At 57.0% G+C, this 14654-nt stretch carries 12 protein-coding genes and 2 tRNA genes; 7 read left to right on the top strand and 7 right to left on the bottom strand.

Going from position 1 to position 14654, the window contains the following annotated elements; all coding sequences use genetic code 11:
- The first annotated feature begins 142 nt into the window (after positions 1-142).
- Positions 143-1180, top strand: coding sequence for a selenide, water dikinase SelD (gene selD / locus K325_RS0109080; protein WP_036193227.1), 1038 nt, complete (start codon positions 143-145; stop codon positions 1178-1180).
- Between the two features lie 58 nt (positions 1181-1238).
- On the opposite strand, the gene K325_RS0109075 is transcribed toward selD, so the two are convergent.
- The gene (locus K325_RS0109075) at positions 1239-2393 is read right to left on the bottom strand and encodes a cytochrome P450 (RefSeq protein ID WP_029653949.1); all 1155 of its coding nucleotides are present in this window, start codon (positions 2391-2393) and stop codon (positions 1239-1241) included.
- Positions 2394-2494: 101 nt separating this feature from the next.
- On the bottom strand, positions 2495-2881 hold the full coding sequence (rnk, locus tag K325_RS0109070) for a nucleoside diphosphate kinase regulator (RefSeq protein WP_029653948.1): 387 nt from the start codon (positions 2879-2881) through the stop codon (positions 2495-2497).
- Between the two features lie 329 nt (positions 2882-3210).
- Between rnk and K325_RS0109065 the strand changes: the two genes are divergently transcribed.
- Entirely contained in the window at positions 3211-4125 is a 915-nt protein-coding gene (locus K325_RS0109065) for an AEC family transporter (protein ID WP_029653947.1), read from the top strand.
- Here K325_RS0109065 and K325_RS0109060 read toward each other — a convergent pair.
- Positions 4093-5061: a zinc ABC transporter substrate-binding protein gene (locus K325_RS0109060; RefSeq protein WP_029653946.1), complete on the bottom strand. Its 969-nt coding sequence runs from the start codon at positions 5059-5061 to the stop codon at positions 4093-4095. The genes K325_RS0109065 and K325_RS0109060 overlap by 33 nt on opposite strands.
- Positions 5062-5205: 144 nt before the next feature.
- Between K325_RS0109060 and gltX the strand changes: the two genes are divergently transcribed.
- The 3 genes from gltX (at position 5206) to K325_RS0109045 (ending at position 6962) form a co-directional block, all read left to right on the top strand.
- Positions 5206-6687, top strand: a complete 1482-nt coding sequence (gltX, locus tag K325_RS0109055) for a glutamate--tRNA ligase (protein WP_029653945.1) — start codon at positions 5206-5208, stop codon at positions 6685-6687.
- A gap of 116 nt (positions 6688-6803) precedes the next feature.
- A tRNA-Ala gene (locus K325_RS0109050) sits at positions 6804-6879 on the top strand.
- A gap of 7 nt (positions 6880-6886) precedes the next feature.
- A tRNA-Glu gene (locus tag K325_RS0109045) sits at positions 6887-6962 on the top strand.
- 126 nt (positions 6963-7088) lie between these two features.
- On the opposite strand, the gene K325_RS0109040 is transcribed toward K325_RS0109045, so the two are convergent.
- Positions 7089-7943, bottom strand: coding sequence for a 6-carboxytetrahydropterin synthase (locus K325_RS0109040; RefSeq protein ID WP_029653944.1), 855 nt, complete (start codon positions 7941-7943; stop codon positions 7089-7091).
- 12 nt (positions 7944-7955) lie between these two features.
- On the opposite strand from K325_RS0109040, the gene K325_RS0109035 reads away from it, so the two are divergent.
- Entirely contained in the window at positions 7956-8642 is a 687-nt protein-coding gene (locus K325_RS0109035; RefSeq protein ID WP_169441773.1) for a nucleotidyltransferase family protein, read from the top strand.
- Here K325_RS0109035 and K325_RS0109030 read toward each other — a convergent pair.
- From K325_RS0109030 to K325_RS0109020, 3 genes are all read right to left on the bottom strand, one after another.
- Positions 8622-9719 (bottom strand): response regulator, encoded by a 1098-nt coding sequence (locus K325_RS0109030; RefSeq protein ID WP_029653942.1) that lies wholly within the window; start codon positions 9717-9719, stop codon positions 8622-8624. The two genes, K325_RS0109035 and K325_RS0109030, sit on opposite strands and share 21 nt — an antisense overlap.
- A 52-nt stretch (positions 9720-9771) precedes the next feature.
- Positions 9772-11049: a PEGA domain-containing protein gene (locus tag K325_RS0109025; RefSeq protein WP_029653941.1), complete on the bottom strand. Its 1278-nt coding sequence runs from the start codon at positions 11047-11049 to the stop codon at positions 9772-9774.
- Positions 11050-11163: 114 nt separating this feature from the next.
- On the bottom strand, positions 11164-11625 hold the full coding sequence (locus K325_RS0109020) for a hypothetical protein (protein WP_029653940.1): 462 nt from the start codon (positions 11623-11625) through the stop codon (positions 11164-11166).
- Between the two features lie 99 nt (positions 11626-11724).
- Between K325_RS0109020 and K325_RS0109015 the strand changes: the two genes are divergently transcribed.
- Positions 11725-14649: an insulinase family protein gene (locus tag K325_RS0109015; RefSeq protein WP_029653939.1), complete on the top strand. Its 2925-nt coding sequence runs from the start codon at positions 11725-11727 to the stop codon at positions 14647-14649.
- Positions 14650-14654: the final 5 nt, after the last annotated feature.

Below are 14654 nucleotides of genomic sequence, written 5' to 3'. Positions count from 1 at the left end.
TGGTAAAGCGCCCTCTCTGGCCGGCCGATGCTCTTAAAGTTGCTGACGGGTGGCTGCAGAGTGAGCTGGAGGTTAGACTAGCCTGTATCCAACAGATGAGCCTGATAGACCCTTGCAGGCTGTAACACAGAAGGAACAGACCTTGTCCATCAAATTGACTCAGTTCAGCCATGGTGCCGGATGTGGCTGCAAAATCGCTCCGGATGTATTGGATCGCATCCTTCATACCGATGCTCCGGAATTCCATGATCCCCGCTTGTTGGTGGGCAACAGCAGCCGCGATGATGCTGCTGTTGCCGACGTGGGGAATGGTCTGGGGGTTATCAGTACTACAGATTTCTTTATGCCGGTGGTGGATGATCCGTTCGATTTCGGCCGAATTGCGGCCACCAATGCGATCAGTGATGTCTATGCCATGGGCGGTAAGCCGGTGATGGCCATTGCGATTCTGGGGTGGCCAGTCAATGAACTGGAACCGGAGATTGCGGCCCGGGTGATTGATGGCGGTCGTGCAGTCTGTGCCGAGGCGGGCATTGCACTGGCCGGGGGGCACAGTATCGACTCACCTGAGCCGATTTTCGGCCTGGCGGTTACCGGGCAGGTTGCCGTGGATCGTATCGTTCGTAACGATACGGCCAAAGCCGGTGATCTGCTGTATCTGACCAAGCCGCTGGGGGTGGGAATCCTGACCAGTGCTTCCAAAAAGGGTAAGGTGACGCCTGAAGACCTGGCGGTGGCTGTGGAGAGCATGGCCACTTTGAATAAGGTGGGTGAAGCCTTTGCTGAGGTGGAGGGTGTCAATGCGATGACCGACGTGACCGGTTTCGGTCTGGCGGGGCATCTGCTGGAAATCTGCCGGGGCAGTGGCCTTCAGGCCCGGGTCAGCCGTCGGGCTGTGCCGGTGCTGCCTAACCTTAAACCCTATATTGACGCGGACTGTATTCCTGGCGGAACCCATCGCAATGCGGCGGCTTTCGGTAACGCCATTTCTGGTATGTCCGGCGCCGATAAGCTGTTGTTCTGCGATCCTCAGACCAGTGGCGGTCTCATGGTCTGTGTTGCTGCAGAGAACCGGGAGACGTTTGAGGCAGTGGCTCGTGAACATGGCCTGGAGTTGCAGCCGCTGGGGTGTCTGGAGGCTGCTGGTTCTGAAGACAGCCTGGTGTTTATCGAAGACTGAGCCGGCGAATAAACGAGGCCGCACGGGAAATCTCCGGTGCGGCTTTTTTGTAAGGTGTTTAGTGGCACACGAGCGGAAGATGGTTAAATCCGCCCGTTGGGAACGAGGCTCGCTCTGGCGGATGGCCTTCCACCATGTCTATCATATTTACCTGTTTCAATAACTCTTCCATAAAGACGTTCAGTTCCATTCGCGCCAGCGGTGCACCCGGACAGACATGAATTCCTGCACCATAGAGAAGGTTCTTTGGCGCATTCTCCTGTGGGCAAAATCTGTCCGGATCACCGAAAGTAGCCTCATCCCGGTTGGCGGAAGCCCAGAGAAGGGTGATTTTTGCACCTGCCGGGATGGTCTTGCCGCCGATCTCCGTCTCTCTGGTGGCTAAGCGCCGGTTGGAGATCAGCGGTGCATCCATTCGCAAGATTTCATCAATGGCGTTCGGCAGTTGATCCGGGGCGGCTTTCAGGTCCTTCAGCAGGGCCGGGTGATGAGCCAGATAGTGGGCGAGAATGGAGATGCTGGCGGAGATGGTCGCTAGTTCCCCTACGGTCCAGTTTCGCAGCAGACTGACCAGCTCGTCATCCGTCATGGACGTGCCGTTCACCTTTTCGCGCATCAGCTGCGTCGTGACATCGTCAGGCGCCTGTGTGCCTGCGCGGCGACGGACGTTCAGGAGATCACGAATGTAGCCATCGAATTCGGCCGCCACGTTGCCCATCGCCGAGCGATTTCCTGCCAGCGTTGCTTTGTGGTTCTTTGAGACCCACTCCGCGAGAGGGTGATGCAGGCACTCAGGCCAGCCCATGAAGTCGCATTGAACCTGCAGGGCAAAAGGGCGGCTCAGGGTGCTGACGACATCAATCGGCTCTCCGGTGTTGAGTGTCGAAATTAACGTTCTGGCCAGGTGCCGGCACTGGGGCTCGAACTGAATCATTCGCTCCGGCGCAAAATAGGGCTCAATGACCTTACGGTAAGGGGTGTGATCCGGAGGGTCCATGCCGTTGGGGACGGAAAGGTGAGCTGATACGACATTGCTGAAGGTGTGGTGATCCTCCAGCACGGTCATGACATCGGCGTGACGGAACAGCGTCCATTGCTGGTATTCGCTCCAGGCAACCGGGCAGGTGTTGCGCATGGCATCGTAGGCCCGGGTCTGATTCTTTTGAACGCTGGCGTCTCTGGGGTCCCAGTCTTCCCGATACTGTTCTGCCATACGGCCTCCTGACAATGAACTTGGCTTTTTAAAAGCCTATCACCGGAGGCCGTTCTGCCTTTGGAGAAATATCAAGTGCTGATATTTGTAAAGGAAAGTGCTTATGCGTTTCGGGTAACGCCGATTATTTTCAGGTGAATCGGCTTGCGCCCTCTCATGGGCCACTCGATGCTGCTGCCGATGCTCAGCCCCAGCATGGCAGCACCGGCCGGTGCCAGAATGGACACTTTGTGATCGGCTCCATCCACTTCATGAGGGTAAACCAGAGCCACTTCATTTTCCGCTCCGCTATCCTCGTTCAGGAAGCGTACCCGTGAGTTCATGGTGACAACGCCCTCTGGCATCTCTGCCAGGGGTTTCAGGTCTGCCCGGCTCAGTTCTTCCTCCAGGCCATCGGCCACATCGGACTGGCCTGCTACCCGCTCAATCAGGGTGCTGAGGCGGTTATAATCTTCTTCTGCAACGATTATGGATGGTAAATCAGCCATAAGAATCTCCGGGAGATAATAAGGATATTGGATTGTTGTTAAGCGCTGAATCCGGATGGGGAAAAGGTTGGATTCAGCGGAATCAGAGGCGGATAGCAGCCCTGCCGGTGTTCCTGGAGGAAGACCGCAGTGCCAGAAAATTTGTGTAATTGCCTGAACAGAGGATGTTCACGGTAACTGCACGTCGCCTTTAAAGTTGATGAAGTTCTGAATCTACCCTCGGACGCAGAAAATGGCAACTGCGAACTTGTCGAAGATATGTGCTAGTGTCCGTCGCTTGTTGCCGTTGCGGCAATAGGTGTTTCCATAGGGGCGAGTGGGAGATCGCGATGCCAGTAGTTGTTCAGGCTCTGATACCGGTATTTGTACTGATCATTCTGGGCCACGGATTGCGCCGGGCAGACTTCCCCGGTGGGGATTTCTGGCCAAGGGCCGAGCGTTTTACCTATTACGTGCTGTTTCCTGCCATGCTGGTCTTCAAGTTGGGGCAGGCACGATTGCCACCATCGGCCTACGGCGACACCGCTTTGCTTATCATCACGATGCTGGTGGCCATGACCCTGGTTCTTACGATTGCACAATGGTTCTGGAAGTGGTCCGGGCCTGTGTTCTCTTCCGTGTACCAGGGCGGCATCCGCTTCAACTCGTACGTCGGGCTTGCCGCTGGCGGGATGCTGTTGGGGGATGAGGGGTTGTCTCTGACCGCGATTGCCGTGGCCATTATGGTGCCTCTGCTGAACCTGCTTTGTATTCTGATGTTCTCCCTGGTTGCGGAGCGTGGGCGGATCAACCTGGCCGGGGTGTTCCGGGCGATTGTGACCAACCCTTTGATTGTCGGGTCGGTGATCGGGGTTTTATGGAGCTACTTCCAGATAGGTTTTCATCCATTGTTGGCGGGGATTCTGGAGCCACTGAGTAATCTGGCGTTGCCGATGGGGCTGATGACCGTGGGTGCTGGGCTGCAGCTCAGTGCCTTGCGGGGAAGCTCGGGGCCTTTTCTGGTGTCTTCTGCGCTGAAACTTCTGGTTTTCCCGCTACTGGCGGCCGCTCTGGCCTGGATGCTTGGTTTGGAGGGGCTGCTGGTGCAGGTGGTTGTCCTGTTAGCGGCTCTGCCAACGGCCACATCGGCGTACATTCTGGCGCGCCAGCTTGGGGGGGATGCGCCGCTGATGGCGGGTATCATCAGCGGGCAAACCCTGTTGGCGATGGTGTCAATTCCCCTGATGCTGAGCCTGCTCTGGTAAGCAGGCCAGGACAGCCTCTGCCACCGATTGCTGAAACTCCACGTAACCGGATGGTGTAGATGCGATCTCAGTTGCCAGCGGGTCCCAGGTGCTGAACGTCACGTCTATTCCCTCGGTGATTGAGCGCCACCACTGCCGGTTAAACTGAGGCTCTGTCAGCAGGCAGGGGTGCGTGGCGGCTTGCAACTTGTTCTGCACATTCGCGATGTGTCTGGCCCCCGGGGAAAGTTCCGGATTGAGGGTCAGGGTCCCCTCGAGGGATAGACCGTAGTGTTCGGCATACCGGGTGAAGGCATCGTGGTAGGCGAACAGGCTGACGTTGGCCAGCCCTGAAAAACTGGCTCTGATGCTCTGTTCGCTGGCTCGCAGGTCGGCTTCGAAACGAGCCAGGTTGGCATCCAGTTCGCTCTGATTCAGACTGTCGAAGCGGGCCAGCGCCTGGCGGATATCGGTTGCCATTTTCAGCGCGAGCATCGGATCGACCCAGATGTGCGGGTCTTCACCTTCTCCGTGGTCGTGCTCGTGCAGGTTCAGGTTTTCGGTGTGATCGTGGTGGTCATGCTCTTCATGCTGATGACCGTGATCAGCATGATCCTCCTCCGTTGTATCCAAGTCATCGGAGTCCAGGAAGGCAACGGATTTTTCGTGAAACTCCTTTCCCTTTAACAGACGTCCCAGAAACGTCTCCATATCCGGGCCTACCCAAAAAATGACGTCTGCCTGCGCCAGTGCCTGGCGCTGAGACGGTTTCATGCTGTAGTTATGTGGGCTGGAGCCGGGTGGGATCAGAGTCGACACGCTGACACTTTCGCCAGCAACGGCTTTCACCAGAAGTTCCAGGGGTTTTATTGAGGTTACGATGTCCGTGGCAGAAGCCGGAACCGTCCAGGTAAGGGCGGTGAGGGCGATGGCAATGGGGAGGCTTTTATACGGCATGTGGGTTCCAGAATCTGTGGTTTTCTTGAAACGTTATAATATAACTTTTGGTGCCGGAAATGCAAAAGCGGGCCATGCGAAACCTCAGGAGGGCCGCTATAATGCGCCTCTTACACATCGGCCACATATTTTCAGGATGGTTTCATGACAGTACGCACTCGAATTGCTCCGTCGCCCACGGGTGACCCTCACGTTGGTACCGCCTACGTGGCCTTGTTTAACCTGTGTTTTGCACGTCAGCACGGCGGCCAGTTCATTCTCCGCATCGAAGATACAGACCAGGCGCGCAGTACCGCAGAATCTGAACATGACATTCTTACGGCCTTGCGCTGGCTTGGTCTCAATTGGGACGAGGGCCCTGATGTGGGCGGCCCCCATGGCCCTTACCGCCAGTCAGAGCGTAAGCATATGTATGCCCAGTACGCTGAAGACCTGGTGACCGCTGGCCACGCGTTTTATTGTTTCCGGACGCCGGAAGCGCTCGATGCGATTCGTGAAGAGCGGAAGGCTCAGGGGCTGAACCCTGGCATCAAGGGCGACCTGGAGTTGCCGGAAGAGGAAGTAAAGCGCCGTCTGGATGCAGGGGAGTCCTACGTCATTCGGATGAAGGTGCCAGACCAGGGTGTGTGTGAGATTCAGGACATGCTTCGGGGCACCATCGAGATTGACTGGGCGCAGGTGGATTGCCAGATCCTGCTCAAGTCAGACGGGATGCCGACTTATCATCTGGCGAACGTGGTGGATGACCACCTGATGGGGATTACCCATGTCTTGCGTGGTGAAGAGTGGATTAACTCGGCACCCAAGCACAAACTCCTGTACCAGTACTTTGGCTGGGACATGCCGGAGCTGTGCCATTTGCCGCTGCTGCGTAACCCGGATAAGAGCAAGTTGTCCAAGCGTAAAAATCCGACCAGCATCAACTTCTACGAGCGCATGGGGTTCATGCCGGAGGCTGTGACCAACTATCTGGGTCGTATGGGATGGTCGATGCCGGACGAGCGTGAGAAGTTCTCCCTGGATGAAATGATCGAAAACTTCGACATTCAGCGTGTTTCTCTTGGTGGGCCGGTGTTCGATGTTGAAAAGCTTCGTTGGTTGAACGGCCAGTGGATCCGGGAAGAGCTGACCGATGAGCAGTTCATGGCGCGCATGCAGAACTGGTGGTTTAACGAAGACGCCCTGAAAGCTTTAGTTCCTCACATCAAGGGCAGGGCGGACGTATTCTCGGATGTGGCGCCAATGGCCCAGTTCATGTTCAGTGGTCTGTTAAACCTGACGCCGGAAGATTTTGCTCATAACAAGTTGGATGAAGGTCAGATCAAGCGGGTGCTGCAGTTTGCCCTATGGAGACTGGAGGCGCAGCGCCACTGGAGCAAGGAAACCATTTTTGCGGACATCAAGGCTCTGGCCAAGGCGATGGACCTGAAGATGGGGGATTTCATGTTCTCGATCTTCGTGGCCATTGCCGGTACGCCGAACTCCTGGTCGGTGATGGATTCCATGGCTTTGCTGGGGCCTGACATGACCCGCTCCCGATTGCGCCATGCGCTTGACGTGATGGGTGGCTTTTCCAAGAAGGAAACCAAGAAAGTAGAGAAGGAATACGCTGCTCTGGATATTTGATGAGCGGTTTGGTCAAGAAATAAACGCGCCGGACAGGGATGTTCAGAAAAATGAAAAAAAGTGGAAATTAACGGTTGACGCCCCGGGGGCGGATCCTTAATATACGCAGCCGTTGAGGGGCCATAGCTCAGCTGGGAGAGCGCAACACTGGCAGTGTTGAGGTCAGCGGTTCGATCCCGCTTGGCTCCACCAATTTCTAGTCCCCTTCGTCTAGTGGCCTAGGACTCCGCCCTTTCACGGCGGCAACAGGGGTTCGAACCCCCTAGGGGACGCCAATTAGGCTTGACGGTTTAGTCCACCGGATAGCCATCAAAAAAACCGCCTTCGGGCGGTTTTTTTGTGTCTGATGTTCTTGGAGAGCTGGCTTTGGGCCCCTGATCTCGCCAGGGGCCCATGAGTGATCAGGCTCTGACGGCGATTGCGCCTTTGCCAACGCCTTCGTAGGCTTTTACCTGGATTCTGTCCTCCGGACACTCGGCTTTCAGCTTGTCAGCGATATGGGCCGCAATCAGCTCTACCGTGGTATCGGTTTCCATCATGTAAACGTGTTTTTGCGGCAGTGTAAGGGCGAACTCCCCCTGATTGGCTTCATACTCAAAGGTAATGTAGGCAATCCCGTCGTCACCAACATGCCGGCGCACGACGTCTTCCTCTGTGCCAACGTAGATGTCCTGCCATTGCTTGGCCCACCGTCTCTCCAGATCCGCGTCGCGATGACCGTTGCGATCGATGCGGATAGGAGACCGGTGGCCATGGGCGATGCGCTGGCAGTTACCCAGATGTTTCTTCAGGCCGTGAACGTAATGATAGTAAGGGCCTTCAATCACTTCCTCCCGCAGGAGGATGTCAACGGAGGTAACGTTGCCGGGCAGGACAGCCTTCAATTCTTTTTCTAGAAGGCTGGCGACGGCTGACGGCACGACCCGGTCCGACGAAAGCCAGACAACGGCTTCGTCGGGAGAGGTGTGCTCAATATGCCCCCCGCCCGTCAGTGCCCAGCGGAACGTGTCGGGTGTGTCCTCACTCCACTGCAGACCTTCATAGCCGCGAGGAATCACCAGCCGGTGATCAACCCGTTCGTCGATCACCCGTTTGATGGTGCGTTTGACGTTGCTGAAGTCGAACACCATGCCCTGGTCGTCCAACTCACCTCCGAGAACGACGTCGGCAATCCAGCTTTCACCTACCAGCCCACGGGAGGGGTCCAGATAGGCGAAGTCAATGACGGTCAGGTTGTCGACAAAGAGATGGTTCATGGGATGTCCGGCGTGGTGAGGTTGCATGATGGCGGAATTCTAGCAAAAATCGCTGCATTCAGCAGTTTCTGGGGGCGCATCATAAACACGAATGGTATCAGGAAGGATCCGCAGTTTCCGGCATTGGTCCTGGCGGCTGGCCAGGCTGCCCGCATGGGGCGCTTCAAACAATTGCTGCCGCTGCCCGGTGGCGGCTCGCTGCTGAGTCATGCGGTCTCTCAGGCCCGCCTGCTCTCTTCAAATACCTGGGTTGTGGCTGGTGCGGGGTATCCGTTGATTCGCTACCGTTGCCACTGTTCACCCTCGCGCTGGCTCTACAATGCTCGCTGGTCTGAAGGGCTTTCAAGCTCTTTGATCGCGGGTATCAGGCGTATGCCGGGTGAGGCCCTTGGCGTGTTTGTGTTGCTGGCTGATCAGCCTATGTTGGCGGAAGGCGGTCTTGAGCGGCTGGCGCGTCGTGCCCGGCAGAGCCCCGGGATTCCCTGGGCAGCCTGTTATGGTCGTCGTGTTGGTGTGCCCGCATGGCTCCCCCGGCATGTCTGGCCGGAGGTTCTGGCCCTCAGGGGAGATGTGGGGGCTGGCCTGGTTCTGAATCGCTCGGGTGCGCGGCCAGTTGATATTGCTGGCGTGCACCAGGACATTGACACCCCTGAGGACTGGGAAAGCGCGGTCCGCCGTTTAGCCGAACAGGCCGGATAGCCAGGCGATGCCAACGCTGAAGATGCCCAGGCTGATGGCCAGTCCGACGGCATAAACGCGGGAATTTGCCGAGCGTTGCTGAGAGACGTACAGGTCGATGGTGCGTTGGGCGATATCTTCCGCAGTCTCGCGGGAGATCTCGTGGGCCTGCTGAATGGCCTCGGATTGCAGTGTCTGCCAGAATTCGGTGTCGATGGTCTGTACGCTGGTGATGTGGTCTTTCAGCTCGGACATGTGTTCGGGGGTGAAGCCGGCATTCCTGGACAGCTCTTTTTTCAGGGCCGCGAGTTCGCGGGCCAGGCTCAGGTTGACCTCAGCGGCCACTTCATCCCGGAGGCTGCGAGTGCGTTCATCGACCAGCCCGGCAAGCGATTCCAGCCGTTCTTCAATGGCAGATTCCTGTTTGCTTCGTGTTTCCTCAAGGGCGCGTTTAAGGTGATCGAATTGCTCGTCAAAAAGCGAACTGAGCAGTTCGTGCAGCCGGTTGTTGATGTGAGTTTTTACGGCAGAGCGGGCGATCTGCTCGATCAGGTCGCTGGTCAGAGGCACGACATTGGGGTTGGCTACGCCATTCGGGCCCTGATCCGCTCTGGGGGACAGCTCCACGGATGCGTCTTCCGGCAGAGTCATGGGCTCGTCCTCCGGTTCTGACGCCTCGTGGCCGTTCATTTCCAGCGGGACCTCCGGCACCGTACCCTGTTCCACGTCGGTGGCCAGTTGTTCCAGCATCAGGCTGAGCCCTTCGTTGTGGGGCGGCTTCGTCAGGATGTTGTAAACACCAAAGTTACGAGCCTCATCCATGAAGGAGGATGATTTCTTGGACGTGCACATGATGATCGGAATGTCGGCGGTGTCCGGGTTGCTCTTGATGGCTTTTGTCGCTTCCACGCCATTCATTCCGGGCATCAGGTGATCCATGAAAATCACATCCGGCCGACCATGATTACGCAGGAAGTCTAGTGCTTCTTCGGCAGAGCCCGCCATAGTGACTTCCATTTCCCGACTCTCAAGCAGTTTGCTAAGTGCAAACCGGGCGACTTTTGAATCGTCCACCAGCAGAGCATTTTTGATCGCCATGTCATTCCCTCAACCTGTTACATCAAACGCGTGGGTGCTACCGCCCCGGTGATTACCAGCCTTCCAGATTCGGGCACTGGGTCGCCCGATAGCTTTTCTCCCGGTAACAGACGCCGGGCTCTGTGGTACGGGCCGTGAACACTTCTCCTGCTGCTGTGGTCAGGCGAACCTGTCCATAAGGCTCGCCGTAGCGAAAAGTGGCCTCAATGGCGCTGCCATTGGGGTTGCGCAGAAATCCTTTGCCATGGAATCGGCCTTCCATGTATTGCCCGTCGTACTTCTTGCCGTCGGCAAATACTTCAGAGCCCTTGCCGTGAAACTCGCCGTTGGAAAATTCGCCTTCGTAAGATCGGCCGTCGGGGTAGGTCAGGGCGCCCTGACCATGAAACTCACCGTTTCGGAACCCGCCGACATAAAGCATGCCGTCGGCGGTGGTCAGTGACCCGTGGCCATTCAGTCTGCCCTGGTCCCAGGAACCTGTCAGGATGTCGCCCTCGGGCAGAGTCAGCGTGCCTTTGCCCTGAAACTGATCATGCTGGAACTGGCCTGTGTAGGTGGTGCTGTCGGGTGATCGCCAGAGGCCTTCGCCATGGCGCGAGCCCTGTTTCCAGTCTCCCTCATATCGGCCACCATCCGGATACCAGGCGGTGCCGTGACCCTCAAACTCACCCTCAACAAACTCGCCTTCGTAGCGCAGGCCGGTGTCGTCTTGCCAGGTGCCGTTACCGGTTTTTATTCCTCCGCGCCACTCGCCATTGTTGTAGCTCACACGGGTGTAGGCGTCCAGTTTGCCCACAAGCGTCAATTCGTCACCAGCCTGAAGCGCGACGGACTGGCTCCAGGGTCGGTGCCCGGTTTTTTCAATCAGGACGTCATAGCGACCTGGTTCAAGCTGCAGAGCAAGCCGGGTTGCACCGTATTGCTGGCCATTGATGGTTACCCGGTCATCCACAACGTTGGAGCGTAGTACCAGAGTGCCGGTTGTGGGTGGCTCAGGGGGGGCGGGTTCTGGCCGGGGGGCCGGGGGGCTGGTGACCGGCTCATCGGGTTCGCTGAGTGCAGAGGGCGCCGCTGTTTCGATTGCGATTGCCGGCCTGGCCGCTGTCGGCCCGGTGTCGGAGAGTTCTGTTGTGGGTACCAGAGATTGGTCCATCAGTTTTTCCGACGTCGGCGAGTGTTCGGTTTCAGGAGACGTCTTGAGTGGTTGCGCCAGAGCCGGAGCGGCCACCTGGGGGCTGGTCAGATCCTGGCGAATTGATGCAAAACCTGCGGTCACCAGCAACATGAGGGCAAGTGCGTTAATAAACAGCAGTGGCCTGAAATCGACCATGACAAAACCTCTTGATCCAAACGTTCCGGATGCTTTGTTATTGGGTCATCTTAACCACTGTCTGCAATGTTATGTAACAGAAAGTGTCTGGACTTGATCAGAATGCCGGTCGTATCACACTTTATCCGGAAGCTGGTCATGGTTGAGTTGTTCCCAGGACTTCATGTAGACGTCGGCTTCGTATTGGTAAGGCGACCGGAAGGGCGTCAAGACAAAATCGAAGACCAGAAAGAAGGAGCCGATTGAAAGCCAGGCAATCAACAGGGTGCTCAGGGTTGTAGCCTGTTCTTCCGGGTTGGAGTCCACAAAACTCTGCAGCATTGGTATCAGGTCACCCGCCATGACCACCGGGTTAAAACTGGCCAACACGAAGGGTAGCCAGAAGGCGATAAACACTGGGAAAAAACCGTAGGACCACAGCACCCTGCGCAGGAGGTAAATGGCAACTTCCCGCCAGAATCTCTGTCGAAGGTCGGGCACTTTCCGGATTCGCTCCAGATAATCGCGTCGTTCCGCCCACCAGGCGGCAACTTCCGGGGCATCGATGTGCGTTTTCTCGGGGCTTCTGTCTGTCATGAATTGGCAGGCTACCTTGTTGAGTCTGTTCCGTGCATAGTATCCGATACTACGTGTTACCCTGTAATTCTCCAATCGTTCTAGACACAGGATTTTTTAATGGCTGCAGTGACTGACAACGCAATCCATCCGGCTTTCGAGAAACTTCGCAGTCACCGGATTGGTACCCTGAACCTGGAGGTGGAGGAATACCGCCACAAAAAAACCGGTGCCCGCCATCTTCACCTGGCGGCCGATAACGACGAAAACGTTTTCTTTGTCGCGCTCCGCACGTTCCCCATGGATTCTACGGGGGTTGCTCATATTCTGGAGCATACCGCGCTTTGTGGCAGCGAACGTTATCCTGTGCGTGACCCGTTTTTCATGATGATCCGCCGGTCCCTGAATACTTTCATGAATGCGTTTACCAGCAGTGACTGGACGGCCTATCCCTTTGCCAGCATGAACCGGAAGGATTTTGACAACCTGTTGTCGGTGTATCTGGATTCCGTTTTCTTCTCCAAGCTGGACCCGCTGGATTTTGCACAGGAAGGCCATCGGCTGGAATTCGAGAAACCGGATGACCCCGCCAGCGACCTCGTCTACCGTGGGGTGGTCTACAACGAGATGAAAGGGGCCATGAGCGCGCCGACCTCTCAGCTTTGGCAGAACCTGACCAGCCATCTGTTCCCGACGACCACGTACCATTACAACAGCGGTGGTGAACCGGATCACATTGTCGATCTGAGTTATGACGATCTGGTGAAATTTTATCGTCATCACTACCACCCGAGTAACGCCATTTTTGCAACCTATGGCAACATTCCTGCGCGGGAGCACCATGAGAAGTTCGAGGAACTTGCGCTCAGCCGGTTTGATCGGCTGGATATCGAGTTGCCGGTCAAAGATGAAAAGCGGATGTTTGCTCCGGTGCGTGTGGAGCAGGGATACGCGGTTAACGACGGTGAGGGTACTGAGAGTAAGACCCATATTGTGATGGGGTGGTTGCTGGGCCACAGTTTTGATCTTCAGGAAAATCTTGAGGGGCAACTGTTGTCTGCGGTGTTGCTGGAGAACAGTGCTTCTCCTTTGATGAGGGCGCTGGAGACCACAGAGCTGGGGCATGCACCGTCGCCCATGTGTGGGCTTGAGGATTCCAACCGGGAAATGACGTTTGTCTGCGGTATTGAAGGCAGCGAGCCTGATTGCCGGGAAGCGCTGGAGCAACTGATTGAGTCTACCCTTCAGGGTGTGGTTGAGCACGGTGTGAGCCAGGAGCGTCTGGAAGCGATCCTGCATCAGCTGGAGCTGCATCAGCGGGAGATAGCGGGAGACCAGTTCCCTTATGGGTTGCAATTGATCATGAGTGCCATTGCGCCCATGGTTCATGGCGGCGATCCGGTTGAGCTTCTGGATCTGGAGCCAGTGCTGGTGAGTCTCCGGGAGAAAATCAAAGATCCGGACTATGTGCCGGGCCTGATCCGTCGGAAGTTGCTGGATAACCCCCACCGGGTAACGCTGACCTTGAGGCCAGATGAAAAACTTGAGAGCCGGCGCCAGGCAAGCATCAGGGAAGCCCTGGCCCAGCGAAAGGCGGCCTTGTCTGAGGATGAGGTTACCGGGATCGTACAGCGTGCCCGGGAGCTGGAAGAGCGCCAGATGCGAAAGGATGATGATTCCATTCTGCCCAAGGTTGGTCTGGCCGATGTTCCCCTGCAAATGCCGGAACCGGAAGGTCGTGACGATGCAGACATCGGGGCAACTCTCTATTCGCGCGGCACCAATGGGCTGGTGTATCAACAGATTATAGTGCCGTTGCCTGCGCTGTCGCAGGAGGAATTGTTGCTGCTACCTTACTACACCGCTTTGATTTCCGAAGTGGGTTGCGGAGAGCTGGACTACCTGCAGATGCAGGATCGTATTTCCGCGGAATCGGGGGGCATCGGGGCCTCATTCAGTGCCAAAGGCCAGATTGATGATGTGCAAGCGATGTCTGGCTATCTGATATTCAGCGGCAAGGCACTGGCCCGGAATGGTGAAGCGCTGACCCGTTTGCTGAAAGATGTCTACGACGGGGTTCGCTTTGATGAGAAAGAGCGCATTCGCGAAATCATTGCTCAGATCCGCGCACGCCGGGAACAGGCGGTAACTGGCAGTGGCCACGCTCTCGCCATGGGGGCTGCGGCCCAGGGGCTGAGTTCAGGAGCCTGGTTGTCATATCGTTTGGGGGGGCTTGCTGGAATCCGCGGAACCAAGGAGCTGGACCAGCAATTGAAGGAAGAGGCTGGCCTGTCGGCGTTCTGCGGCAGGCTGGAGGCGTTGCACCGCCGGATTCGTGGGCAGAGCCGACGGTTTCTTCTGATCGGTGAAGAAGAGCAGCTTTCGCCCATGCGGGATGAGCTGGTGTCCCGCTGGGCGGATGCTGATGTGAAAGGTGAAGAGAAGTGGGCCATGGAGCCTGTCGACTATCGCACCCAGGAAGCCTGGCTGACGTCGACGCAGGTGAATTTCTGCGCCAAGGCATATCCGACAGTCGCTGTAGACCACCCGGATGCGGCTGCATTGACGGTATTGGGCGGTTTCCTTCGTAATGGCTATCTGCACCGGGCCATTCGTGAGAAGGGCGGGGCGTATGGCGGTGGCGCAGGCCAGGACAGCGTCAATGGCGTTTTCCGGTTCTTCTCGTACCGCGACCCCCGGCTTGCGGAAACTCTGGACGATTTCGATGCCGCGTTGATCTGGCTGGACACCGAAACGCACGATCACCAGGCGTTAGAAGAAGCGATTCTTGGCGTGATCGGGCAACTGGACCGGCCCCGCTCACCGTCAGGCGCGGCTCGCCATGCCTACCACAACAAGCTGTTTGGGCGCACGGCAGAGCAGCGGGCCCGCTTCCGCGAGCGGGTTCTGGGCGTGACTCTGGACGAGTTGCGGCGCGTGGCCAGTACCTGGCTGACGCAGGATAAGGCCAACGTGGCCGTTGTGACGAGTCCCGACAACCGAGGGGTTGTGCAAGGCCTCGGCATGGCCATTCAGGAGCTTTGACTGGC

This window comes from Marinobacter daepoensis DSM 16072 (assembly GCF_000421165.1).
GTDB lineage: Bacteria > Pseudomonadota > Gammaproteobacteria > Pseudomonadales > Oleiphilaceae > Marinobacter > Marinobacter daepoensis.
Note: the sequence above shows the minus strand (reverse complement) of the source record. Positions and strands in the feature narration are given on the sequence as shown.